At 65.9% G+C, this 24,283-nt stretch carries 19 protein-coding genes and 2 tRNA genes; 12 read left to right on the forward strand and 9 right to left on the reverse strand.

Going from position 1 to position 24,283, the window contains the following annotated elements:
• The first annotated feature begins 27 nt into the window (after nt 1-27).
• From dnaA to K3U93_RS00045, 9 genes are all read left to right on the forward strand, one after another.
• On the forward strand, nt 28-1,557 hold the full coding sequence (gene dnaA, locus K3U93_RS00005; protein WP_083009101.1) for a chromosomal replication initiator protein DnaA: 1,530 nt from the start codon (nt 28-30) through the stop codon (nt 1,555-1,557).
• Nucleotides 1,558-2,078: 521 nt separating this feature from the next.
• Nucleotides 2,079-3,278 (forward strand): DNA polymerase III subunit beta, encoded by a 1,200-nt coding sequence (gene dnaN / locus K3U93_RS00010; protein WP_071509624.1) that lies wholly within the window; start codon nt 2,079-2,081, stop codon nt 3,276-3,278.
• Nucleotides 3,279-4,436 (forward strand): DNA replication/repair protein RecF, encoded by a 1,158-nt coding sequence (gene recF, locus K3U93_RS00015; RefSeq protein WP_083008620.1) that lies wholly within the window; start codon nt 3,279-3,281, stop codon nt 4,434-4,436. It begins immediately after the preceding gene.
• Entirely contained in the window at nt 4,433-4,990 is a 558-nt protein-coding gene (locus K3U93_RS00020; RefSeq protein WP_083008623.1) for a DUF721 family protein, read from the forward strand. The genes recF and K3U93_RS00020 overlap by 4 nt, the downstream gene beginning before the upstream one ends.
• Before the next feature lie 252 nt (nt 4,991-5,242).
• Nucleotides 5,243-7,276, forward strand: a complete 2,034-nt coding sequence (gyrB, locus tag K3U93_RS00025; protein WP_071509673.1) for a DNA topoisomerase (ATP-hydrolyzing) subunit B — start codon at nt 5,243-5,245, stop codon at nt 7,274-7,276.
• Nucleotides 7,277-7,309: 33 nt separating this feature from the next.
• Nucleotides 7,310-11,086 carry an intein-containing DNA gyrase subunit A gene (gene gyrA / locus K3U93_RS00030; RefSeq protein WP_083008626.1) on the forward strand — a complete coding sequence of 1,259 codons (3,777 nt, stop codon included), beginning with the start codon at nt 7,310-7,312 and terminating at the stop codon, nt 11,084-11,086.
• Between the two features lie 131 nt (nt 11,087-11,217).
• Nucleotides 11,218-12,108, forward strand: a complete 891-nt coding sequence (locus K3U93_RS00035; protein ID WP_083008628.1) for a DUF3566 domain-containing protein — start codon at nt 11,218-11,220, stop codon at nt 12,106-12,108.
• Nucleotides 12,109-12,172: 64 nt separating this feature from the next.
• Nucleotides 12,173-12,246: transfer RNA gene (locus K3U93_RS00040), tRNA-Ile, on the forward strand.
• Nucleotides 12,247-12,397: 151 nt separating this feature from the next.
• Nucleotides 12,398-12,470 (forward strand) — tRNA-Ala (locus tag K3U93_RS00045).
• 4 nt (nt 12,471-12,474) lie between these two features.
• On the opposite strand, the gene cwsA is transcribed toward K3U93_RS00045, so the two are convergent.
• The gene (cwsA, locus tag K3U93_RS00050; protein WP_083008631.1) at nt 12,475-12,909 is read right to left on the reverse strand and encodes a cell wall synthesis protein CwsA; all 435 of its coding nucleotides are present in this window, start codon (nt 12,907-12,909) and stop codon (nt 12,475-12,477) included.
• 141 nt (nt 12,910-13,050) lie between these two features.
• Here cwsA and K3U93_RS00055 point away from each other — a divergent pair, with 141 nt between their 5' ends.
• On the forward strand, nt 13,051-13,599 hold the full coding sequence (locus tag K3U93_RS00055) for a peptidylprolyl isomerase (RefSeq protein WP_071509630.1): 549 nt from the start codon (nt 13,051-13,053) through the stop codon (nt 13,597-13,599).
• 7 nt (nt 13,600-13,606) lie between these two features.
• Here the strand turns inward: K3U93_RS00055 and K3U93_RS00060 are convergent, their stop codons facing one another.
• On the reverse strand, nt 13,607-14,032 hold the full coding sequence (locus tag K3U93_RS00060; RefSeq protein WP_083008633.1) for a PH domain-containing protein: 426 nt from the start codon (nt 14,030-14,032) through the stop codon (nt 13,607-13,609).
• Nucleotides 14,033-14,187: 155 nt separating this feature from the next.
• Nucleotides 14,188-14,469 carry a cell division protein CrgA gene (gene crgA / locus K3U93_RS00065; protein WP_071509632.1) on the reverse strand — a complete coding sequence of 94 codons (282 nt, stop codon included), beginning with the start codon at nt 14,467-14,469 and terminating at the stop codon, nt 14,188-14,190.
• A gap of 129 nt (nt 14,470-14,598) precedes the next feature.
• On the opposite strand from crgA, the gene K3U93_RS00070 reads away from it, so the two are divergent.
• Together K3U93_RS00070 and K3U93_RS00075 are read left to right on the forward strand one after the other, a co-directional pair.
• Complete coding sequence (locus tag K3U93_RS00070; RefSeq protein ID WP_083008636.1) at nt 14,599-15,342, forward strand: DUF881 domain-containing protein; 744 nt, start codon at nt 14,599-14,601, stop codon at nt 15,340-15,342.
• A gap of 39 nt (nt 15,343-15,381) precedes the next feature.
• Complete coding sequence (locus K3U93_RS00075; protein ID WP_083008639.1) at nt 15,382-16,092, forward strand: aminodeoxychorismate/anthranilate synthase component II; 711 nt, start codon at nt 15,382-15,384, stop codon at nt 16,090-16,092.
• On the opposite strand, the gene pknB is transcribed toward K3U93_RS00075, so the two are convergent.
• From pknB to K3U93_RS00105, 6 genes are read right to left on the reverse strand one after another with little or no spacing between them, the layout of a single operon-like run.
• On the reverse strand, nt 16,070-17,944 hold the full coding sequence (pknB, locus tag K3U93_RS00080; RefSeq protein ID WP_083008642.1) for a Stk1 family PASTA domain-containing Ser/Thr kinase: 1,875 nt from the start codon (nt 17,942-17,944) through the stop codon (nt 16,070-16,072). The two genes, K3U93_RS00075 and pknB, sit on opposite strands and share 23 nt — an antisense overlap.
• Nucleotides 17,941-19,350: a serine/threonine-protein kinase gene (locus K3U93_RS00085; RefSeq protein WP_083008644.1), complete on the reverse strand. Its 1,410-nt coding sequence runs from the start codon at nt 19,348-19,350 to the stop codon at nt 17,941-17,943. The genes pknB and K3U93_RS00085 overlap by 4 nt, the downstream gene beginning before the upstream one ends.
• Nucleotides 19,347-20,852: a D,D-transpeptidase PbpA gene (gene pbpA / locus K3U93_RS00090; RefSeq protein WP_083008647.1), complete on the reverse strand. Its 1,506-nt coding sequence runs from the start codon at nt 20,850-20,852 to the stop codon at nt 19,347-19,349. The genes K3U93_RS00085 and pbpA overlap by 4 nt, the downstream gene beginning before the upstream one ends.
• Nucleotides 20,849-22,258 (reverse strand): FtsW/RodA/SpoVE family cell cycle protein, encoded by a 1,410-nt coding sequence (locus K3U93_RS00095; RefSeq protein WP_083008649.1) that lies wholly within the window; start codon nt 22,256-22,258, stop codon nt 20,849-20,851. The genes pbpA and K3U93_RS00095 overlap by 4 nt, the downstream gene beginning before the upstream one ends.
• Nucleotides 22,259-22,265: 7 nt before the next feature.
• Complete coding sequence (locus K3U93_RS00100) at nt 22,266-23,810, reverse strand: PP2C family protein-serine/threonine phosphatase (protein WP_083008652.1); 1,545 nt, start codon at nt 23,808-23,810, stop codon at nt 22,266-22,268.
• Nucleotides 23,807-24,274, reverse strand: a complete 468-nt coding sequence (locus K3U93_RS00105) for an FHA domain-containing protein FhaB/FipA (protein WP_083008655.1) — start codon at nt 24,272-24,274, stop codon at nt 23,807-23,809. Before K3U93_RS00105 ends, K3U93_RS00100 begins: the two co-directional genes overlap by 4 nt.
• Nucleotides 24,275-24,283: the final 9 nt, after the last annotated feature.

The raw sequence follows: 24,283 nt of genomic DNA on the forward strand, positions 1-24,283 counted from the left end.
ATGTTCGAGAACCAGGGAGATACGTCGTTGACCGATGACCCCGGTTCAGGCTTCACGACAGTGTGGAACGCGGTCGTCTCCGAGCTCAACGGTGAACCCACCCCAGACGGCATGGTCGCCAACCGCACCGCCCTTGTCACTCCACTGACCCCTCAGCAAAGAGCGTGGCTGAACCTGGTTCAGCCACTCACGATCGTCGAGGGATTTGCTCTGTTGTCGGTGCCGAGCAGTTTCGTGCAAAACGAGATCGAACGTCATCTGCGCGACCCCATCACCGATGCGCTCAGCCGCCGGCTCGGACAGCAGATCCAACTCGGGGTCCGCATCGCGCCGCCCCCCGAAGACACCGACGACGGTCTCTTCCCCCAAGCCGAAGGCCCGGCTCCGGTCGACGACACCGCCCCGGAAACATCAAGTGACGCCGACGAGGGCTACGAAAACGGTGACGCCGCGGCCGCCGCCGAGCAGAGTTGGCCCAACTACTTCACCGAACGCCCACACACCACCGATCCCGCCATCGCGGGCGAAACCAGCCTCAATCGCCGCTACACCTTCGACACGTTCGTCATCGGCGCCTCCAACCGGTTCGCTCATGCCGCCGCGCTGGCGATCGCCGAAGCGCCGGCCCGCGCTTACAACCCGCTGTTCATCTGGGGTGAGTCCGGACTGGGTAAGACGCACCTGCTACACGCCGCCGGCAATTATGCGCAGCGCCTATTCCCCGGTATGCGAGTCAAGTACGTCTCCACCGAGGAGTTCACCAACGACTTCATCAATTCGTTGCGCGACGACCGCAAGGTCGCCTTCAAGCGCAGCTACCGCGATGTCGACGTGCTACTGGTCGATGACATCCAGTTCATCGAGGGTAAAGAAGGCATCCAGGAAGAGTTCTTTCACACCTTCAACACGCTGCACAACGCCAACAAGCAAATCGTCATCTCCTCCGACCGACCGCCAAAGCAGCTCGCCACCCTCGAGGACCGGTTAAGGACTCGGTTCGAATGGGGCCTGATCACCGATGTGCAGCCCCCCGAACTGGAGACCCGCATCGCCATCCTGCGCAAGAAAGCACAGATGGAACGGTTGGCGGTGCCCGACGACGTCCTCGAGCTCATCGCCAGCAGCATCGAACGCAACATCCGTGAGCTCGAGGGAGCTCTCATCCGGGTCACCGCGTTCGCGTCACTGAACAAGACTCCGATCGACAAGGCCCTGGCCGAGATCGTGCTTCGCGACCTGATCTCCGACGCCAGCACCATGCAAATCAGTGCGGCGACGATCATGGCCGCCACCGCCGAATACTTCGACACCACCGTGGAAGAGCTGCGCGGCCCGGGCAAGACCCGCGCGCTGGCTCAGTCACGACAAATCGCCATGTATCTGTGCCGCGAACTCACCGACCTGTCATTACCCAAAATCGGCCAGGCATTCGGCCGCGACCACACCACGGTCATGTACGCCCAGCGAAAGATCCTGTCCGAAATGGCCGAACGACGTGAGGTGTTCGACCACGTCAAAGAACTCACCACGCGCATCCGCCAACGGTCCAAGCGCTGACTCCAGGCACCCGGCACACTTTTTTCCCAAAAACTTCTCGCACTCCCCCCACACCAGTCACACCGAGACCCTTGTGCGCAGGCCTGTGCACAAACCACCCAAACACCAGTGCAACAACACGGTCGGCGTGCACACCCGTCTTTCATCCCCAGCGGACCAACATATGCCTCACAGTCATTGACGGTGTCATCCACAATCCGATCACTCGGCTAGCTGCACCAAGGCCCGGCCCTCCCCAGAATGCACAACCCTTATTACTGTTACTGAGATCCCTTCATCGGTTCTTCTTTGAAGTACAGCGTTGGGGACGCACATTGGCGGCGCACGTGGAGTTGTCGTCAGCGTGGCTTTGTCGGCCCTTGCGATTAGCTTTCAAGATGGCCGCAGAAGATCTACGGTTGTTCTTCGGCTGTCGTTGTGAGTGTCGTGGCGTTTACGCGTCAGGCGTTCGCCGCGGGGTCCCCGTGCTCGCGGGACGGTTGGCCAGTTGGTGTCGAACACTTGGCAGGTAAAGGGGCGCTATGGACACGGCGACGACAAAAGCTGGCCTCACCGACTTGAAGTTTCGTCTGGTGCGAGAATCGTTTGCCGAGGCGGTGTCGTGGGTGGCCAAGAACCTGCCGACCAGGCCCGCGGTGCCGGTGCTGTCCGGAGTTTTGTTGTCCGGCAGCGATGACGGCCTGACGATCTCCGGATTCGATTACGAGGTGTCCGCCGAGGCACAGGTGGCCGCTGAAATAGCTTCTCCCGGAAGCGTTTTGGTGTCGGGAAGGTTGTTGTCCGACATCACCCGGGCCTTGCCCAACAAGCCCGTCGACTTCTACGTCGATGGCAATCGGGTCGCGTTGACCTGCGGAAGCGCCAGGTTCTCGTTGCCGACGATGCCCGTCGAGGATTACCCGACGCTGCCCACATTGCCGGAAGACACCGGCACGCTGCCGGCCGATCTGTTCGCCGAGGCGATCAGTCAGGTGGCCATTGCGGCCGGCCGGGACGACACCTTGCCCATGTTGACTGGGATTCGGGTCGAGATCTCAGGAGATACGGTGGTTTTGGCCGCCACCGACAGATTCCGTTTGGCGGTTCGCGAACTGACTTGGTCGGCGTTGTCGGCCGATGTCGAAGCCGCGGTGCTGGTGCCGGCCAAGACGCTGGCCGAGGCCGCCAAAGCCGGCACCGATGGGTCCGATGTTCGTTTGTCGTTGGGTGCGGGTGCGGGGGTCGGAAAAGACGGACTGCTCGGTATTAGCGGCGACGGCAAGCGCAGCACCACTCGGCTCCTGGACGCGGAGTTCCCGAAGTTTCGGCAGCTGTTGCCGGCCGAGCACACGGCGGTGGCCACCATCGACGTGGCGGAGTTGACCGAGGCCATCAAGCTGGTTGCGTTGGTGGCCGACCGGGGCGCACAGGTGCGGATGGAATTCGCCGACGGCACGCTGCGACTGTCCGCGGGCGCCGACGATGTGGGGCGAGCTGAAGAGGACCTGCCCATTGATTTTGTCGGCGAGCCGTTGACGATCGCGTTCAACCCGACATATCTGACCGACGGGCTTGCGTCGGTGCATTCGGAGCGGGTGTCGTTTGGTTTCACGACTCCTGGTAAGCCGGCGTTGCTACGCCCGGCGTCCGGCGACGATAGCCAGCCGGTCGGCACCGGACCTTTTCCCGCGTTGCCAACGGACTACGTATACCTGTTGATGCCAGTTCGGTTGCCCGGCTAGGTGTACGTCCGGCATTTGGGACTGCGTGACTTCCGGTCTTGGGCGCATGCTGACCTCGAATTGCAGCCGGGCCGGACGGTGTTCGTCGGACCCAACGGCTTTGGGAAGACGAATTTGATTGAGGCGCTGTGGTATTCGACTACCTTGGGTTCGCATCGGGTCGGGACTGACATGCCGTTGATCCGGGCGGGCGCCGACCGTGCGGTAATTTCGACGATCGTCGTCAACGAGGGCAGGGAATGTGCTGTCGATCTGGAGATCGCGGCGGGGCGAGCCAACAAGGCGCGATTGAATCGTTCACCGGTGCGCAGCGCGCGCGGGGTGATCGGCGTATTACGCGCGGTGCTGTTCGCTCCCGAGGACTTGGCCTTGGTGCGAGGCGACCCGGCGGATCGTCGCCGCTACCTCGATGATCTGGCGACGGTACGCCGGCCCGCGATTGCCGGTGTGCGCGCCGATTATGACAAGGTTTTGCGGCAGCGCACGGCGCTGTTGAAATCCATTGCCGGGGCACGGCATCGCGGCGACCGGGGTGCGCTGGACACCCTCGACGTGTGGGATAGCCGGTTGGCCCAATACGGCGCCGAATTGATGGCCGCCCGCATCGATCTGGTCAACCAGTTGGCGCCAGAGGTGGAGAAGTCCTATCAGTTGTTGGCGCCGGGTTCGCGCTCGGCGTTGATCGCCTACCGGGCCAGCCTCGGTGCCGAGGGCGTGGGAGATTTCGAGGGTGGTGACCGAGAATTTTTTGAGGCCGCCTTGTTGGCGGCCCTGTCGGCGCGCCGTGATGCCGAGCTGGAACGTGGGATGTGTCTGGTCGGTCCCCATCGCGATGACCTGGAGTTGCGACTCGGTGATCGCCCCGCCAAAGGCTTTGCCAGCCATGGGGAATCGTGGTCGTTCGCGGTCGCCCTGCGGCTGGCGGCATACGAATTGTTGCGAGCCGACGACGGCGAACCGGTGTTGTTGCTCGACGACGTGTTCGCCGAACTTGACGCCACCCGTCGTCGTGCCTTGGCCACGGTGGCCGAGTCCGCGGAGCAGGTGTTGGTCACCGCGGCGGTGCCGGAAGACATTCCGGCGGACTGGGACGCCAGGCGCGTCCAGATCGATTTGCGCGACGGCGATTCCGGGCGGGTGTCGGCGGTGCAGGCATGACCCGCACCGGTGACGGGTCGGACGGCCCCGCGCAACCGAGTGGGCTGACGGGCATCGACCTGGTGCGGCGCACCCTCGAGGAGGCCCGCGCGGCTGCCCGCGCGCGGGGAAAGGACGCCGGTCGCGGACGGTCGGTGCCGCCCGTTCCACGCCGCGTCGCGGGACACCGGCGAAGTTGGTCGGGGCCGGGGCCCGACGTTCGTGATCCACAACCGCTGGGCAGGCTGACGCGGGAGCTGGCGAAAAAGCGAGGCTGGTCGACTCACGTGGCCGCGGGCATGGTGCTGGGACACTGGTCATCAGTGGTGGGCCAGCAGATAGCCGACCATGCGGCCCCGACCACCTTGAATGACGGAGTGTTGAGCGTGACGGCCGAATCGACCGCGTGGGCTACGCAGCTGCGGATGATGCAACCGCAACTTTTGGCCAAGATCGCCGCGGCCGTCGGCAACGGTGTGGTGACGTCGCTGAAAATCACCGGGCCGGCCGCCCCGTCCTGGCGGAAGGGGCCGCGCCATATCGCCGGCAGGGGGCCGCGGGACACCTACGGGTAGGGCATCCGGCGGCCGAATGATCCCCAGACCGGCCTCGATTAACAAGCGCCTGAGAGCCACCAGGACGAAACGGACCAGCTCGACTAACGTCGGGACGCGCCGGGAATGAAGATATTGAGCACACGGCGCGGTCAGATAGGTAGAAACGCGGCCAGAAAATCGGTCCTGACCCCGGACCACGGTAGAGTGGAGTAGACGACTGCTGCGGTGACTGGACCGTTCGCATGCAACCCCAAGGAGAGCATCCCGACCGTGGCTGCCCAAAAGAAGAAACCACACGACGAATACGGTGCCGCACAGATCACCGTCCTCGAGGGACTGGAGGCCGTCCGCAAACGCCCCGGCATGTACATCGGGTCCACTGGCGAACGCGGTCTGCACCACCTCATCTGGGAGGTCGTCGACAACTCGGTGGACGAGGCGATGGCCGGTTACGCCACCCGGGTGGACGTGCGGTTACTCAATGATGCCGGTGTCGAGGTCGCCGACAACGGGCGCGGCATCCCCGTCGCGACGCACGCCACCGGCATCCCGACCGTCGACGTGGTGATGACCCAACTCCACGCCGGCGGCAAGTTCGGCGGCGAGAACAGCGGATACAACGTCAGTGGCGGTTTGCACGGTGTCGGCGTGTCGGTGGTCAACGCGTTGTCGACCCGGCTCGAGGTGGATGTCGCCCGCGACGGCTACATGTGGTCACAGTTCTACGATCACGCCGAGCCGGGAACCCTCAAACAGGGCGAGGCCACCAAGACGACGGGAACCACCATCAGGTTCTGGGCCGATCCCGACATCTTCGAGACCACCGAGTACGACTTCGAGACGGTGGCGCGCCGACTGCAGGAAATGGCGTTCCTGAACAAGGGTTTGACGATCAACCTCACCGACGAGCGGGTCAGTGAAGAGGAGGTCGTCGACGATGTCGTCAGCGACACCGCCGAGGCACCCAAGTCCGCCGTAGAAAAAGCGGCCGAATCGACTGGCCCACACAAGGTTAAGCACCGCACGTTCCACTACCCGGGCGGCTTGGTGGACTTCGTCAAGCACATCAATCGGACCAAGAACCCGATTCACAACAGCATCGTGGATTTCTCCGGCAAGGGACCGGGCCACGAGGTCGAAATCGCGATGCAGTGGAATGCCGGCTACTCGGAGTCGGTGCACACCTTCGCCAACACCATCAACACCCACGAGGGCGGCACCCACGAAGAGGGCTTCCGCAGCGCGTTGACGTCGGTGGTCAACAAATACGCCAAGGACCGCAAACTCCTGAAGGACAAAGACCCCAACCTCACCGGCGACGACATCCGGGAAGGCCTGGCAGCGGTCATTTCCGTCAAGGTCAGCGAACCGCAATTCGAGGGCCAGACCAAAACCAAGCTGGGCAACACCGAGGTCAAGTCGTTCGTGCAGAAGGTCTGCAACGAACAGCTCACGCACTGGTTCGAAGCCAACCCGGCGGATGCCAAAACTGTTGTAAACAAGGCGGTTTCGTCGGCCCAGGCCCGAATCGCAGCGCGCAAGGCGCGAGAACTGGTGCGCCGCAAGAGCGCCACCGACCTCGGTGGGCTGCCGGGTAAGCTCGCAGACTGCCGCTCCACCGACCCGCGAAAGTCGGAACTGTATGTGGTGGAGGGTGACTCGGCCGGCGGCTCGGCCAAGAGCGGCCGCGACTCGATGTTCCAGGCGATCCTCCCGCTGCGTGGCAAGATCATCAACGTCGAGAAGGCGCGCATCGACCGGGTGCTGAAGAACACCGAAGTTCAGGCGATCATCACCGCGCTGGGCACGGGGATTCACGACGAGTTCGACATCACCAAGCTCCGGTACCACAAGATCGTGCTGATGGCCGACGCCGACGTTGACGGGCAACACATTTCGACGCTGCTGTTGACGCTGCTGTTCCGGTTCATGCGGCCATTGATCGAAAATGGGCACGTGTTCTTGGCGCAGCCGCCGCTATACAAGCTGAAGTGGCAGCGCAGCGATCCCGAGTTCGCGTACTCCGACCGTGAGCGCGACGGCCTGTTGGAGGCGGGACTGAAGGCCGGCAAGAAGATCAACAAGGAAGACGGCATCCAGCGCTACAAGGGTCTGGGCGAAATGGACGCCAAGGAGCTCTGGGAAACCACGATGGACCCGTCCGTGCGGGTGCTGCGCCAGGTCACCCTCGACGACGCGGCGGCGGCCGACGAGCTGTTCTCCATCCTGATGGGCGAGGACGTCGACGCGCGCCGCAGCTTTATCACCCGCAACGCCAAGGACGTTCGCTTCCTGGATGTCTAACGTGTCTCACGTTCGATTACAAACGAGGATTAGATGACCGACACCACGCTGCCCCCCGGCGACGAACCCGTCGACCGGATCGAGCCGGTAGACATTCAGCAGGAGATGCAGCGCAGCTACATCGACTACGCGATGAGCGTGATCGTGGGCCGCGCGCTGCCCGAGGTGCGCGACGGCCTCAAGCCGGTGCACCGCCGCGTGCTGTACGCGATGTACGACTCCGGGTTCCGCCCCGACCGCAGCCACGCCAAGTCGGCGAGGTCGGTCGCCGAGACGATGGGCAACTACCACCCGCACGGCGACGCCTCCATCTACGACACCCTGGTGCGTATGGCGCAGCCGTGGTCGCTGCGGTACCCGCTCGTCGATGGCCAGGGCAACTTTGGCTCGCCGGGCAACGACCCGCCAGCCGCGATGCGGTATTGCTGTACCGGGGATGCGTTGTTGCGCTTGCCATTTGGGCAGTCGGTGCGGATCGGCGACGTCGTCCCCGCAACCCGCCCAAATTCGGATAATGCCGTCGAGTTGAAGGTCCTTGACCGGCACGGCGACCCGGTCGTGGCGGATCGCTTGTTCCATTCCGGCGAGCATCAGACCTACACGGTGCGCACCGCCGAAGGGTACGAAGTCACCGGGACATCGAACCACCCGTTGCTGTGCCTGGTCGACGTCGGCGGCGTGCCCACGCTGCTGTGGAAACTCATCGAAGAGATCCGTCCCGACGACGACGTCGTCTTGCAGCGGACCCCACCGGTCGAGCTCGGACCCGCCGACTGGCACGACGTCATGGAAGCGCTCCTGCTGGGAGCCTTCATCAGTGAAGGTTTCGTATCGGAGCGGTGTGCCGGCTTCGCCAATCTGGACCGCGACTACTTCACAATGGTGGCGGGTGCATACGACGCGGTGGTCGGCGGCAAACACAGTATTTACCAGACGACCAACGCATCGGGCTCTCGGATGCACGTGCTCCGCAGCTATGACAAGGTCGCACTGAAGCAGAGTCGGCTGTGGGAGATGGTCGGACAGCGGTCGGCATACAAGGCCGTACCTAACTGGCTGTGGCACTCCCCCGCCGCCGTCAAGCGCGTATTCCTGCAGGCGCTCTTCGAAGGTGACGGGTCGTGCTCTGCGCTGCCGCGCAACACGATTCAGATCTCTTACTCGACGCGTAGCGAACGGTTGGCTCAAGATGTCCAGCAGATGCTACTGGAGTTCGGAATCGTCACGCGCCGGTACCGACACGCCGTCGGCGAGTACAAGGTCGTCATCACCAACCGCGCCCAAGCCGAACTATTTGCAACACAAGTCGGTTTCGGTGGGGCCAAGCAGGAGAAGCTCGTCGGCATCCTGTCGTCCATGCCGCCTTGCGCCGGCAGGGATAGCGATCACGTTCCGGGGCTGGCGCGGTTCATCCGCAGGCACTGCGGCAGCCGTTGGATCGACAAAGACTGGCTCAACCGCCACAACGTCGACCGCATCCAACGCTGGCGAACCCGCGGCGACGAAATCCTCGCGCACATCGCCGACCCCGATGTGCGTGCCATCGCGACCGACCTCACCGACGGCCGGTTCTACTACGCCAAAGTCGCCTCCGTCACCGAGGCCGGTAGGCAGCCCGTCTACAGCCTGCGCGTCGACACCGACGACCACGCGTTTCTGACCAACGGATTCGTCAGCCACAACACCGAGGCGCGGCTAACCCCGCTGGCGATGGAGATGTTGCGTGAAATCGACGAGGAGACAGTCGATTTCATCCCCAACTACGACGGCCGGGTGCAGGAGCCGACGGTGCTGCCCAGCCGGTTCCCCAACCTGCTGGCCAACGGCTCCGGCGGCATCGCGGTTGGCATGGCGACCAACATCCCGCCGCACAACCTGCGCGAGCTCGCCGAGGCGGTGTTCTGGTGCCTCGAAAACCACGAGGCCGACGAGGAAGCCACGCTGGCCGCCGTCTGCGAACGGGTCAAGGGCCCCGACTTCCCCACCGCCGGATTGATCGTGGGTAGCCAGGGCATCGGCGACGCCTACAAGACCGGCCGCGGGTCGATCCGGATGCGCGGCGTGGTCGAGGTCGAAGAGGCCAGGGGCCGAACGTCTTTGGTCATCACCGAGTTGCCGTATCAGGTCAACCACGACAACTTCATCACCTCGATCGCCGAGCAGGTCCGCGACGGCAAGCTCGGCGGCATCGCCAACGTCGAAGACCAGGGCAGCGACCGCGTCGGTGTGCGCATCGTCGTCGAGCTCAAGCGCGACGCGGTGGCCAAGGTGGTGCTCAACAACCTCTACAAGCACACCCAGCTGCAGACCAGTTTCGGCGCCAACATGCTGGCCATCGTCGACGGGGTGCCCCGCACCCTGCGGCTGGACCAGCTGATCCGCCACTACGTCGAGCACCAACTCGACGTCATCGTCCGGCGCACCACCTATCGGCTGCGCAAGGCCAACGAACGGGCCCACATCCTGCGCGGCCTAGTCAAGGCGCTCGACGCGCTGGACGAAGTCATCGCGCTGATCCGGGCGTCGGAAACCGTCGACATCGCCCGCGCCGGGCTGATCGAGCTCCTCGACATCGACGAAATCCAGTCCCAGGCCATCCTGGACATGCAACTGCGGCGCCTGGCGGCCTTGGAACGCCAGCGCATCGTCGACGACCTGGCCAAGATCGAAGCCGAAATCGCCGACCTGGAAGACATCCTGGCCAAACCGGAGCGGCAGCGCGGGATCGTCCACGACGAACTCCAAGAGATCGTCGACAAGCACGGCGACGACCGTCGCACCCGGATCGTCGCCGCCGACGGCGACGTTAACGACGAGGACCTGATCGCCCGCGAGGACGTCGTCGTCACCATCACCGAAACCGGATACGCCAAGCGCACCAAGACCGATCTGTACCGCAGCCAGAAACGCGGCGGCAAGGGCGTGCAGGGCGCCGGGCTGAAGCAAGACGACATCGTGCGCCACTTCTTCGTCTGCTCGACGCACGACTGGATCCTGTTCTTCACCACCCAGGGCCGGGTGTATCGGGCCAAGGCCTACGAGCTGCCGGAGGCTTCCCGGACCGCCCGCGGTCAGCACGTGGCCAACCTGCTGGCCTTCCAGCCCGAGGAGCGCATCGCCCAGGTGATCCAGATCCGCGGCTACGACGACGCCCCGTATCTGGTGCTGGCGACGCGCAATGGCCTGGTCAAGAAGACCAAGCTGACCGATTTCGACTCCAACCGCTCGGGCGGAATCGTGGCCATCAATCTGCGCGACAACGACGAATTGGTCGGCGCGGTGCTGTGCTCATCGGAGGAGGACCTGCTGCTGGTCTCGGCCAACGGTCAGTCCATTCGGTTCTCGGCGACCGACGAGGCGCTGCGACCGATGGGCCGGGCCACCTCGGGCGTCCAGGGCATGCGATTCAACACCGACGATTACCTGTTGTCGCTCAACGTGGTTCGTGAGGGCACGTACCTGCTCGTCGCGACTTCCGGGGGCTATGCCAAGCGCACCGCGATCGAGGAGTATCCGGTGCAGGGCCGCGGCGGCAAGGGCGTGCTGACCGTCATGTTCGACCGGCGTCGCGGCAAGTTGGTCGGCGCCTTGATCGTCGACGAGGACAGCGAGTTGTACGCGATCACCTCCGGCGGGGGCGTGATCCGGACCGCGGCGCGCCAGGTGCGCAAGGCGGGGCGGCAGACCAAGGGCGTCCGGTTGATGAACCTGGGTGAGGGCGACACACTGTTAGCCATCGCGCGCAATGCCGAGGAAGCCGCGGACGAAACCATCGGAGAAGCCGAGGATGCTGCGGATGGGCAAGGCTAGCCGGGGTAGCGATGCGGACCAAGCGGCGGTCCTGCAGGGGCCTGGGCGGCAGTCAGGCAATAGACTCGGCCGGACCAGTAATGCGACTGCTCCCGCGTAGGCGGCCGCGGTAGGAGATGTAAGGAGTCGGGGTGACCTCACCGAACGAGCCGGGCGCCCCCAAGACGGGCGACGGCCTCAATGGGGATGGTTCGGTCGAGCGTGCCGGTGCACACCGCGCGGCGCCCACACAGGCCGGCCGTATTCAGGAGGGCGATCCGCCGCCGTGGCGGCGTGGTACCGCCCGGCCGCCCCAGTCAACGCACCGCCCGGCCGAACCACACACCGAGGTGCGGCCGCCGGGCCCGCCCTCCGGTGCCGATGCCCGGCTGAACCGCTTCATCTCCGGTACCGCCGCGCCGGCGGCCGGCGCGCCCCCCCACTCGAAGAACCCACCGCACGACTTCGACGCCGCGCCAACCCGCGGCGACGGGCCACCCGCCGAGGCCTACGCCAGCGAGTTGCCGGATCTGTCCGGCCCAATTCCCCGGGCTGCGCAGCGCAAGGCCACACCCGACCGCACCTCGGAGCCGTCGAGCACGTCGGGATCGGGCCGTTCGGCGACCCCCGATAGCCGAGAAGGCCGGGAGAACCGCGTTCAGGTGTCGCGGCGAACCCGGGGCCCGGTTCGGGCCAGCATGCAGATCCGCCGGATCGATCCGTGGAGCACGTTGAAGGTGTCCCTGTTGCTTTCGGTGGCGTTGTTCTTCGTCTGGATGATCGCGGTGGCGTTCCTCTACCTCGTGCTTGGGGGCATGGGCGTGTGGGCGAAGCTGAACAGCAACGTCGGCGACTTGCTGAACAACACCAGCGGTAGCAGCGGCGAACTGGTCTCCAGCGGCACGATCTTCGGTGGCGCCGTGCTGATCGGCTTGGTCAACATCGTCCTGTTGACCGCGATGGCCACCATCGCCGCGTTCGTCTACAACCTGACCACCGATCTGATCGGCGGCATCGAAGTGACGTTGGCGGACCGGGATTAGTCGCGCGCTTTTGGGGGTGGGACGACGAGTGCGGTAATCTCGTCGCTCGGCCGTACACGCGTACGGGCCTATAGCTCAGGCGGTTAGAGCGCTTCGCTGATAACGAAGAGGTCGGAGGTTCGAGTCCTCCTAGGCCCACAACCATGTGCCCGTCGAGACGTTGCGCGAGACTTGTATTGCCGCTGGCATTGATCGCTGTAGCAGCGGCGGTGGCGCGGTCACGACGCGGAGTCGAGGTCTGGCACGTGGCGGCGGCTGACACACCCGGTCAACCACCCGGTCACGACGGGGGGCCTTAGCTCAGTTGGTAGAGCACTGCCTTTGCAAGGCAGGTGTCAGGGGTTCGATTCCCCTAGGCTCCACAGGCTACGGGCGTGGTTGAACGTCGACGCTGGGCGGCCGGGGCGACGGCTCCGGACGCTCCGCCCGCACCGAGCGCCGGACGATGCTGAACGCGACGGCGCCGCCACCCAGGACCACGACGACAGCCCCGGCGATCACCCATGGGCGCTTGCTGCGACGCCGGGACCGGCGCGCGTCCTGCAGCGCCTGGGGCAGCCCCGCGACCACCTCCTGCGCGGCGGCCAGCTCTTGGGCGATGGTTTCTTGGGCCGCGGCGATTTCCCGGGCCAGCCGGCCCTCCCGGTAACGGCGCCGAAGCTCCGAGGCGGACGACCGGGCGGAGTCGACGCCCAGCCCCACAACTCCTCGGGTGACGTCCACCGGTCCCACCGCCGAATAGGTCAGGCCCCGGGTCAGTCGCTCCCGAGGGGTCAGCCGGGATCCCGTTTTCGCGCTCATTTGCCGCCTTTCCGTGCCGCTCGTCCGGTGCCTCATCAGACTGCCACCAATAAGACGCCCGCGGATCTATTGTGCGCGCGCCGCGTTTTCGGCGCGGAGACTCCCGACGGGTGACACCGGGTGCGGGCATGCCCGGCTGTAATGGCAGACTTTGGTGTCGTGACCAACAGCCCCATTCAGACCGCCACCGCGACGCTGCACACCAACCGCGGGGACATCAAGGTTGCCCTGTTCGGGAACCATGCGCCCAAGACCGTCGCCAACTTCGTTGGCTTGGCGCAGGGCACCAAGGAGTACTCGACCCAGAACGCGTCGGGCGGCCCGTCCGGTCCGTTCTACGACGGCGCGGTGTTTCACCGCGTGATCCGTGGCTTCATGATCCAGGGTGGCGATCCGACCGGTACGGGACGCGGCGGCCCGGGCTACAAGTTCGCCGACGAGTTCCACCCCGAGCTGCAATTCGACAAGCCGTACCTGCTGGCGATGGCCAATGCGGGCCCCGGCACCAACGGCTCGCAGTTCTTCATCACGGTGGCCAAGACCCCGCACCTGAACCGGCGCCACACGATCTTCGGCGAAGTGACCGACCCGGATTCGCAGAAGGTTGTCGACGCGATCGCGACGACGTCCACCGACGGCAACGACCGTCCCACCGACCCCGTCGTCATCGAGTCGATCACGATTTCCTGAACCCCGGTCAGGACCGGTTGCGACCCGCGTAGCCGGCGGCCGTGAGCGCGTCGAGCACCTCCAACGGGTCCGTCCCCAGGTCCCAACGGGAGAGGACCACCAGTCCCCCGTTGGCGGCTTCGACCTCGAGCAACCGCACTTTGCGCGCATGACGGCGGAACTCGGTGATGCGGATGATCTTGATGTCGGAGGGTTGTAATACCTGCGTCCGGAACCAGCCCCGCATCACCAGACCGTCGGGGGTGATTGCCAGCTTTGGGCGCGCGCGCCACGTTGCGCCCGCAAACAAGATCAGGCCCAGTGCGGCAATGCTCGTCAGAATGCGCCCCGGCAGGTCTGTGACGAGAGTCACACCAGCGATAGCCATCGCGGCACCGGCGACCCCACAACCAGCGATTCCGGCCGCGCGTGGTTCCCATTGGGTTTGCTGCATGCGCCGTCTAGCCCCTCCCACCACGGCCTATGCCGTTATCCACAAGCGCTATCAACAGTGGGGATAAATCACACGCGTGTGATTGTGTGGTCGTAAGGTTGCTGGGCCAGTAACGAGTCGACCCCAAGATGAATTCATTATGTTTCGGACTGTAATTAGTGCCAGCGCATCGTGAGCAACAATCCGGTGATCATGAAAGCGAACGCGATCGCGTAGTTCCACGGGCCCAGTTGCGCCATCCAATTCAGGGCCGTCGGTGCCTGGCTTCCGACGGCGGCCAGTTGAAACACCATCAACCAGACGAGCCCGATCAGCATGAGGCCGATAAACAAACACACGAACCAAATACTCGACGGTCCGACCTTCACTTTCACCGGCGTGCGGCTGACCGCGCCGGCGGCGAAGTCGTTCTTCTTGCGGACCTTGGACTTGGGCATGATTACCTCGGGATTACCTGAACAACACGGTGAGCGGGACGGGATGCGACGATAACGATGGCAGCTGCACGTAGAGCCTGACCATGAGACTAACCCACCCGGCACGGTGACCAGGAAAATGGAGAGTCGATGAGTGACGCGCGCCGCTCACCATGGCGCTTCGGTGTCCCATTGGTGTGCCTGCTGGCCGGCTTGCTGCTGGCCGCCACGCACGCGGTCTCCGGGGGTGCCGAGATCCGCCGCAGCGACGCGCCACGCCTGGTCGATCTGGTCCGTGAGGCGCAGTCGTCGGTGAGTCGCCTCAGCGCCGAGCGCGACGCGCTGGCCAACAAGATCGACTCGGCGCACGGCCGATCTTCGGACGCCGCGCTGGCGGCGATGCTGCGGCGGTCCGCCGAGCTGGCCGGTGAGGCGGCGATGGAGCCGGTCCACGGCCCGGGCCTGGTGGTCACCCTCGAGGACGCACAGCGTGACGCCAATGGCCGCTTCCCGCGCGACGCATCCCCCGATGACCTGGTGGTGCACCAGCAGGACATCCAGGCCGTCCTCAACGCGTTGTGGAGCGCCGGCGCGGAGGCGATCCAGATGCAGGACCAGCGGATCATCGCAACCTCGGTGCCGCGCTGCGTCGGCAACACGCTGCTGCTCAACGGGCGTACCTACAGCCCGCCCTACACGATCACCGCGATCGGCAATGCCGCAGCGATGCAAGCCGCCGTGTCCGCCGCTCCCCTGGTCATCCTCTACAAGCAGTACGTGGTCCGATTCGGCCTGGGCTACCACGAAGAGGTCAAGCCCGACGTGCAGATCGTCGGCCATTCCGAACCGGCGCGGTTGCATTTCGCACAGCCCGCCGGCCCCGTGGGGTACTGAGTGGGATCGGCGCCACGGGCCGGAAGGTAACCTGACACGATGCGGATCCTGGTTGTCGACAACTACGACAGCTTCGTGTTCAACCTCGTGCAGTACCTCGGCCAGCTCGGCGTCGAGGCTGACGTGTGGCGCAACGACGACGCCCGGCTCTCCGACCCATCCGGCCACCCTGCCTCCGCCGCAAGGCAATTCGACGGTGTGCTGCTCAGCCCGGGACCGGGCACCCCGGAACGCGCGGGCGCGTCGATCGATCTGGTCCGCGCGTGCGCCGAGGAGCGCACCCCGCTGCTCGGCGTGTGCCTGGGGCACCAGGCCATCGGCGTCGCATTCGGCGCCACCGTGGACCGCGCGCCCGAGTTGCTGCACGGCAAGACCAGCAGCGTATTTCACACCAATGTTGGTGTGCTGCAAGGGCTTCCGGATCCGTTCACGGCAACCCGATACCACTCGCTGACGATCCTGCCGGAGTCGCTGCCGGGGGTCCTGGAGGTCACGGCCCGCACGCGCAGCGGCGTGATCATGGGCGTGCGTCACACTGAGTTGCCGATTCACGGTGTGCAGTTCCATCCGGAGTCGATCCTGACCGAGGGCGGGCACCGAATGCTGGCGAACTGGCTCGCCTACTGCGGTTGGACGCGCGACGACACGCTGGTCCGGCGGCTGGAGAACGAGGTCCGCGCCGCGGTCCGCCCGCACTTCCCGGCTTCGGAGACCGGCACCGCCGCGGCTACTGACCGAACTTCAGCGTGATGATCCCGTCCCGGTTGCACCCGGACCCGGCCGGCGGGTTCTGATACACCACCCGGTGGGACTGGGAGCCACCGGCGTCGATGTCCGGACCCTTGTCCAGCACCCCCGTCCAGCCCAGCGCCCGTAGCCGCGGTTCGGCGTCGGTCCAGAACATGCCGGACAGGTCGGGCATGACGAACTGGTTGCCCTTGGACACCTGTAGCTCGATGACCGAGTCCACCGGAACCGTCTGGCCTTTGGGCGGATTGGTGCCGATCACCTCACCGGCGGGCCGGGGGCTGTCCACCTGCGCCTGGCTGAACTTGCTGAAGCCGTAGACGGTCAGGTTTTTCTGCGCGACGTCGACGGTCTGGCCGGCGACGTCGGGCACCTGCTTGGTCTCCGGTCCGGATCCGACGATGACGGTGATCACGTTGGTGATCGCCGACGTCTGGTTGGCCGGCGGGTTGGTTCCGATGACCTTGCCCAGCAATTCCGGCGTCGACGGCGAGTTCGCCTGCTTGAACTTGCTGAACCCGGCGGCCTTCAGCTTGCTGACCGCGTCGGCGTAGCTCAGCGAGGAGACGTCGGGTACCTCGCGTTGCTCGGGTCCGGTGGAGACGTTGATGGTGATTTCGTCGCCCGCACTCACCGAAGCGTTGGCATCGGGGTCGGTGTTGATGACGTGATCGGGCGGGACCGTCGAGTCGGGCTTCTGCAGGGTGCGCGTCTTGAAGCCCCGGTTTTGCAGCGCGGCAATAGCATCGGCGGAAACCTGGCCCCGCACGTCGGGCACTTGGACGTCGCGGGTGTTGCCGCCGAACGTGTTGAAGGCGATGACGACGACGATCGTCAGCACCGCCAGGACGGCGACCGCGACAACCCAGCGGCCGACCGAACCGCCGGCGCGGTCGGTGTCGTCGAGAACCTGGCGAGGTAGCGGATCGGTGCGCGGGCCTCCGTGGCCGCCCCCCGTGGGCGACAGCAGCGAACTCCGCTCGGCGTCGGTGAGCACCTTGGGCGCCTCGGGTGTTTCACCGTTGTGCACCCGGACCAGGTCGGCGCGCATTTCCGCGGCGGTCTGATAGCGGTTCTCCGGATTCTTGGCCAGCGCCTTGAGGACGACGGCGTCGAGGTCGGCGGAGATGCCCTCGTGGCGCTTCGAAGGCGGAATCGGATCTTCCCGGACGTGCTGGTAGGCAACCGCGACGGGCGAGTCCCCGGTGAAAGGTGGTTCGCCGGTGAGGATTTCGTAAAGGACGCAGCCCAACGAATAGACGTCGGACCGGGCATCAACGGTGTCACCGCGGGCCTGCTCGGGTGACAGGTACTGGGCGGTCCCGATCACGGCCGCCGTCTGGGTGACGCTGTTGCCGCTGTCGGCGATCGCGCGTGCGATGCCGAAGTCCATCACCTTCACCGCATTGGTGGCGCTGATCATGATGTTCGCCGGCTTGACGTCGCGGTGGATGATGCCGTTCTGATGGCTGAAGTTCAGCGCCTGGCAGGCGTCGGCGATGATCTCGATGGCCCGCCGCGGCGGCAAGGGCCCGTCGGTGTGCACGATGTCGCGCAGGGTGACGCCGTCGACGTACTCCATGACGATGTAGGGCAGCGGTCCCGTGGGTGTTTCCGCTTCGCCGGTGTCATACACCGCGACGATGGACGGGTGATTCAGCGCCGCGGCGTTTTGCGCCTCGCGCCGGAAGCGCAGGTAGAAGCTGGGATCGCGGGCCAGATCAGCGCGCAGCACCTTGACCGCGACGTCGCGGTGCAAACGGACGTCGCGGGCCAAATGAACCTCGGACATACCCCCGAAACCGAGGATCTCGCCGAGTTCGTAGCGGTCGGACAGGTGCTGCGGGGTGGTCATTGCGGTGTCTCGTGTCGGGCCGGCGAAGAGCTGGCCGTCAGTGGAACAGCCCAGCTCGTTCCGATTGCCCGGTCCCCCGCACGGGGGCGATACTCCCACCTCGGGACGTTCCGGCCCGCATCGTCGACCGGGCTAAATCCATGCGGCCTGCTATGGAGTCCAGAATTACCTATGGCTGCGCGATCCGTCCAATCAAGCCGCAGCCCGGGACCGGGCCCCGAACCGCTGGGGGTCTTGCTGGCCGGTGGTGGCGGCGGCGCCGGCGGGGTCCCGGTGTCGGTGACCGTCGGCGGCGTCGGTTGCTGGTTTTCGGCGCGGGAATTGATGACGATGAGCACCGCGATGATGATCGCCAGCGCTCCAAGCACCCCCGCGGCCCACAGCAGCGCACGCTGGCCCGAGGAGAACGTGCGCCGGGCCGGCGGCGGGCGGTGACCACCCGTGGACGGCCGCGACCGGCGGGCCACGGCGTTTCGGCTGGACGCGACGGCCGCCCGGGTAGGCGGGCTCGACGGAATCGCCGCCGGCGAAGCGCGCCCGGCGGGCGGTGACTGGCTTGGCCGCGGCGGCCGTCGGCCGGCCCGTACCGCGGCGACGGCGTCGGCGAACGGTCCCCCGCTGCGGTAGCGCATCTGGGGGTTCTTGACCAGGGTGATCTCGATGAGTTCTCGCACGTTGGGCGGCAGCTCGGCGGGCAGCGGCGGCGGGGGTTCCTTGATGTGCTTCATCGCCACCGTCAGGGCGCCGTCACCGGTGAACGGCCGCCTGCCCGAAACAACCTCGTAGCCAACGACTCCCAACGAGTACACATCGCTGGCCGGAGTGGCGTCGTGACCCAGGGCTTGTTCGGGCGCGATGTATTGGGCAGTGCCCATCACCATCCCGGTCTGGGTCACCGGCGCGGCGTCGACGGCCTTGGCGATGCCGAAGTCAGTGATCTTCACCTGGCCGGTAGGCGTAATCAAGATGTTTCCCGGTTTGACGTCGCGGTGCACCAGGCCCGCGGCGTGCGCCACTTGCAGGGCCCGGCCGGTCTGCTCGAGCATGTCCAGCGCGTGCCGCAGCGAGAGCCGGCCGGTGCGCTTGAGCACCGAATTCAGCGGTTCGCCGTTGACCAGCTCCATCACCAGGTAGGCGGTGCGGCCTTCCCCGTCGAGCTGGCTTTCGCCGTAGTCGTGGACTTGCGCAATCCCTGGGTGGTTGAGCATCGCGGTGGTGCGCGCCTCGGCGCGGAACCGTTCAATGAACTCGGGGTCCTGGGAGAACTCCTGCTTGAGCACCTTGACCGCGACGCGCCGGCCCAGCCTACTGTCCACCGCCTCCCATACCTGGCCCATGCCACCGGTGGCTATTAGGCGCTGGAGGCGGTACCTGCCAGAGAGCGTCACACCAACTCGCGGGCTCATGGTCCTCCCTGCAGCGCGGCCCCGATCACCGCCCGCCCGATCGGCGCGGCGAGTGCGCCCCCGGTCGCAAACAGTCCCCCGCGAGCGGGTGGTGCCCCCAGGTCGGCCCCTCCGTTCTCCACCAGCACCGCCACGGCAACCTTCGGCGCCTGCGCGGGCGCGAACGCGATGTACCAGGCGTGCGGCGGAGTGTGGCGCGGATCGGTGCCATGCTCTGCGGTACCGGTCTTGGATGCAATCTGCACGCCGGGAATGGCCCCTTTCTGCTGTGCGACCTTCTCGGCGCCGACCATCAGCTCTGTTAGCTTAGCGGCGACCTGCGGGGACACCGCGCGGCGCTGTTGATAGGGCGCGGTGGTGCTGATGTTCGACAGGTCCGGCCCCTTGAGGCTGTCGATCAGGTAGGGCTGCATCGTGACCCCGGCGTTCGCGATGGTCGCGGCGACCTCGGCGTTTTGCAGCGGCGTGAGCGCGACGTCCTTCTGGCCGATGCTCGACATTCCCAGCGCGGCGGCGTCCGGGATGATCCCGACCGTCGATTCCGCGACCTGCAGCGGGATCACGCTCGGGGTGCTGTCCAGGCCGAACGAGTGCGCCATGCTGCGCAGCGCGTCGGCGCCGGTGAGGATGCCCAGCTGGACGAAGGCGGTGTTGCACGACAGGGCGAACGCCTGGCTGAGGGTCACCGTCGGCTCGTTGCCGCATGCGGCGTCACCGTAGTTCTCCAAGGTGGCGGTGCTGCCGGGCAGCGGAATGGAGGCCGCCGCGGTCAGTCGCTCGGTGTCGGTCGCGCCGGCCTGCAGGGCCGCCGCGGTGGTGATCACCTTGAACGTGGAACCCGGTGGGTAGGTCTCGGCGATGGCGCGGTTGGTCAGCGGGTTGTCGGGGTCGTCGCGAAGTCGCTGCCAGGCCTGCGCCTGCACCTCGGGATCGTGCGACGCCAGCAGGTTGGGGTCATAGGACGGCGACGACACCATGGCCAGGATCTTGCCGGTGGACGGTTCCAGGGCAACGACGGCTCCCTTGCACGGCGGCCCGCCGCAGCCCTGCTGCATCGCGTCCCAGCCGGCCTGCTGGACATGGGGGTTGATCGTGGTGTCGACGTTGCCGCCGCGCGGATCGCGGCCGGTGAAGAAATCGGCGAGGCGTCGCCCGAACAGCCGCTCGTCGGACCCGTTCAGCACCGGGTCCTCGGCTCGTTCCAGGCCCGAGCTGGAATAGCGCAGGGAGTAGAAGCCGGTAACCGGCGCGTACACGGCGGGGTTGGGATAGACCCGCAGGAAACGGAAGCGGCTGTCGGTGGCGACGGAATAGGCCAGCAGCTGGCCGCCCGCGACGATCTGGCCGCGTTGACGCGAATACTCGTCGAGCAGCACTCGCTGGTTGCGCGGGTCGGCGCGCAGCCCATCGGCGGCGAAGACCTGTGTCATCGTGGCGTTGATCAACAGCAGCACGATCAACGCCATCACGGTCACCGAAATGCGGCGGAGAGAGGCGTTCATACCCGCTCGATCACCTCGGTGCCGGCCGCCGCGATCGGCGATGTCTTGCGCGCGCGGGTGCGCAGGGGGCGCCGGGCGCTGTGCGAGATGCGCGCCAGGATGGCCAGCAGCACATAGTTGGCCAGTAGCGATGACCCGCCGTACGACATCCACGGCGTGGTCAACCCGGTCAGCGGAATGAGCTGGGTGACGCCGCCGACGACGATGAACAGCTGGATGGCCAGCGTCGAGGCCAGACCCGCGGCCAGCAGCTTGCCGAAGCTGTCCCGGGTGGCGATTGCGGTGCGCAGGCCACGGACGATGACGATGGTGTAGAGCATCAAAATGGCGGCCAGCCCCACCAGCCCGAGCTCTTCACCGAACGCGGCGATGATGAAGTCGGTCGCCGCGGCGGGCACGGTGTCGGGTTGGCCGTTACCGAGCCCGGTGCCGAAGATGCCGCCGGTGGCAAAGCTGAAAAGCGACTGCACGATCTGATAGCCGTTGCCGTCGGGGTCGGCGAACGGGTCCCACCACGTCTGCACGCGAATGCGGACGTGTTCGAAAACGAAATACGCCACAACGCTTCCCGCGGCGAACAGCAGCAAGCCGATGACGACCCAACTGAAACGCTGGGTGGCGAGATACACCACCACCAAAAACGACGCGTAGAGCAGCAGCGAAGTCCCGAGATCCTTCTCAAAGGCCATCACACCCACCGAGGTCACCCAGGCGGCCAGCAGCGGTGCGAGGTCTCGGGGGCGGGGCAGGGTCATGCCCATGAAATGCTTGCCGACGCTGGTGAACAGGCCGCGTTTGGCGATTAGCACCGCCGAGAAGAAGATCAGCAGCAGAATCTTGGAGAACTCGGCGGGCTGAATTGAAAAGCCCGGGAAGCGAATCCAGATTTTGGCGCCGTTCTGCTCGGACACCGATGCCGGCAGCAGCGCGGGAATCGCCAGGAAAACCAGACCGGTGACTCCGCAGATGTAGCCGTAGCGCGCGAGTTGTCGATGGTCCTTGAGGAAGGTGACCACCACCGCGAAGGCCGTCACCCCGACCAGGGTCCACAGCATCTGTTGGGTTGCGCTGGGGTGATGACGGCCGCTCAGCTCGTTGGTGACGAGGTCGAGCCGGTGGATCATCACTAAGCCAAGTCCGTTGAGCAGAGCCACTATTGGCAGCAGCAGCGGGTCGGTGTAGGGGGCGAAGCGCCTGATGGCGAGGTGCGCGCTTCCGAACGCGAGCAAAAAGATCAGCGCGTAGCTGGTCAGGTTCCAGCGCAAGCCGTGTTCCTGGTTGGCCTCGACGATGACTAACGCGGCGGCGGTGATCAGTGCGGCGAAGCACAACAACAGCAGTTCGGCGTTGCGCCGAGTGGGTAGCGGAGGCGTGACCGCGACCGGCGGCTGGAGTTGTGTGGTCATGGCGCGCTCATGCCAGAGCCCGGCAGTCGATGCCCGGCTGAGGTAGGGGTGGCGGGAGTGCGGTCAGCGTCGGAGTGGGGGTACTCCCCTGCGTTGCGGGGGCCCCACCCGTTTGCGGGGGAGTCGTGGGCGACGTGGCCGCGGGCGCTACCGGCGTGGTGCCTGCGGGGGTGCTGGTCGAACTGGTGCCGCTGGACGAGGTGGTGGGCGCTGTGACGGTTGGCTCTGGTGCGCCGCCCATGGTCGTCGGGGTCGGCGACCCGGGCGGGGTAGTGGCGCGGGGCGGCGGACAAGGTGGCAGTAGGGAGTTGGCCGACAATTGGCGCAGCTGCCCGATGGCGTCATCCAGGGTTCCGGCCGGAAGCCCGGCCTGAACCTGTGCACGTTCGGGAGGGCGCAGGTCCTGCAGTTGGATCGGGTTGCAATCGAGATGCCCGTCGGCCTGGCCGGAACTGATCAGGGACAGTTCGTTGCGGGCGTTCAGGCAGCCGATCAAATACGGCTCGTGCAGGGACATGCCCAGCAGCGACCCTTGAATTCCGCGCAGGATCGACACCATGCCGTGGTATTCGGCGACGTAGTAGTTGCTCCGGATGATGGCCCGGCCGATGGCCAGACCCGCGAGCACCAACAGCACGACCAGCGTGACGACGATCGCCATCCGCCGTCGTGACCACCGTGACCGTTTCGGTGGTTCCTCTTGTGGTGCAACGCGTTTGGCGACGTCTTCGCGTGGCCTGATGGCCGAGGCGCGGCCGGCCGATGTGTTGGGCAGGGTCAGCTGGTCGTCTTCACCCGAGACCGCGCCCGCCAGGATCGGCTGGGTCTGGCCGTAGTCGTAGTCGACGACGTCGGCGACCACGACGGTCACGTTGTCGGGGCCACCGCCGCGCAGCGCCAATTCGATGAGCCGATAAGCGCTTTCGCCGACGTCGGGGATCTGCAAGGCCTCAAGGATGGTTTCGTCGCTCACCGGGTCGGAGAGCCCGTCCGAGCAGAGCAGGTAGCGATCGCCGGCGCGTGCTTCCCGCATCGTCAGGGTGGGCTCGACCTCGTGACCCGTCAGCGCCCGCATGATCAACGATCGCTGCGGGTGGCTGTGCGCCTCTTCCCGGGTGATCCGCCCTTCGTCGACCAGGGTCTGGACAAAGGTGTCGTCCTTGGTGATCTGGGTCAGCTCGCCGTCACGCAGCAGATAGCCGCGTGAGTCGCCGATGTGCACCAACCCAATTCGGTTGCCGTCGAACAGGATTGCGGTAAGGGTCGTGCCCATTCCCTCGAGATCGGGCTCCATTTCGACCTGTGCGGCGATGGCCGCGTTGCCGGAGCGTACCGCGGCGTCGAGCTTGGCGAGCAGGTCACCACCGGGTTCGTCGTCGTCGAGGTGGGCCAACGCGGCGATCACCAACTGGGAGGCGATCTCACCGGCCGCGTGACCGCCCATGCCGTCGGCCAGCGCCAGCAGCCGTGCGCCGGCGTAAACCGAATCTTCATTGTTGGAGCGCACCAGGCCGACATCGCTGCGGGCCGCATATCGCAGGACCAGGGTCACGGGCGCAACTCGATCGCCGTTTTGCCGATCCGGATCGGCGTTCCTATGGGGACTCGTACCGCAGTCGTCACCTTCGCCCTGTCGAGGTAAGTGCCGTTGGTCGATCCTAGATCCTCGACGTACCATTCCAAGCCGCGCTGAGACAGCCGGGCGTGCCGCGTCGAGGCGTAGTCGTCGGTGAGCACCAGGGTCGAGTCGTCAGCGCGTCCGATCAGTACCGGCTGCCCACTGAGCGTGATGCGCGCGCCCGCCAGCGACCCTTCCGTCACCACCAGGTAGCGGGCGGCATGGCGGCGCTGGCGTGAGGGCAGCAATGTGCCGCGCAACGCCAAGCCGCGGCGCACCATGACGGCGCCGGTGGGCGCATAGATATCGGTCCGCAATATCCGCAGCACCGACCAGATGAATACCCATAGCAGCATTAAAAATCCGGCACGCGTCAGCTGCAGTACTAGTCCCTGCATCTGGCGTCC

The organism is Mycobacterium malmoense (assembly GCF_019645855.1).
In the GTDB taxonomy this organism is placed as follows: domain Bacteria; phylum Actinomycetota; class Actinomycetes; order Mycobacteriales; family Mycobacteriaceae; genus Mycobacterium; species Mycobacterium malmoense.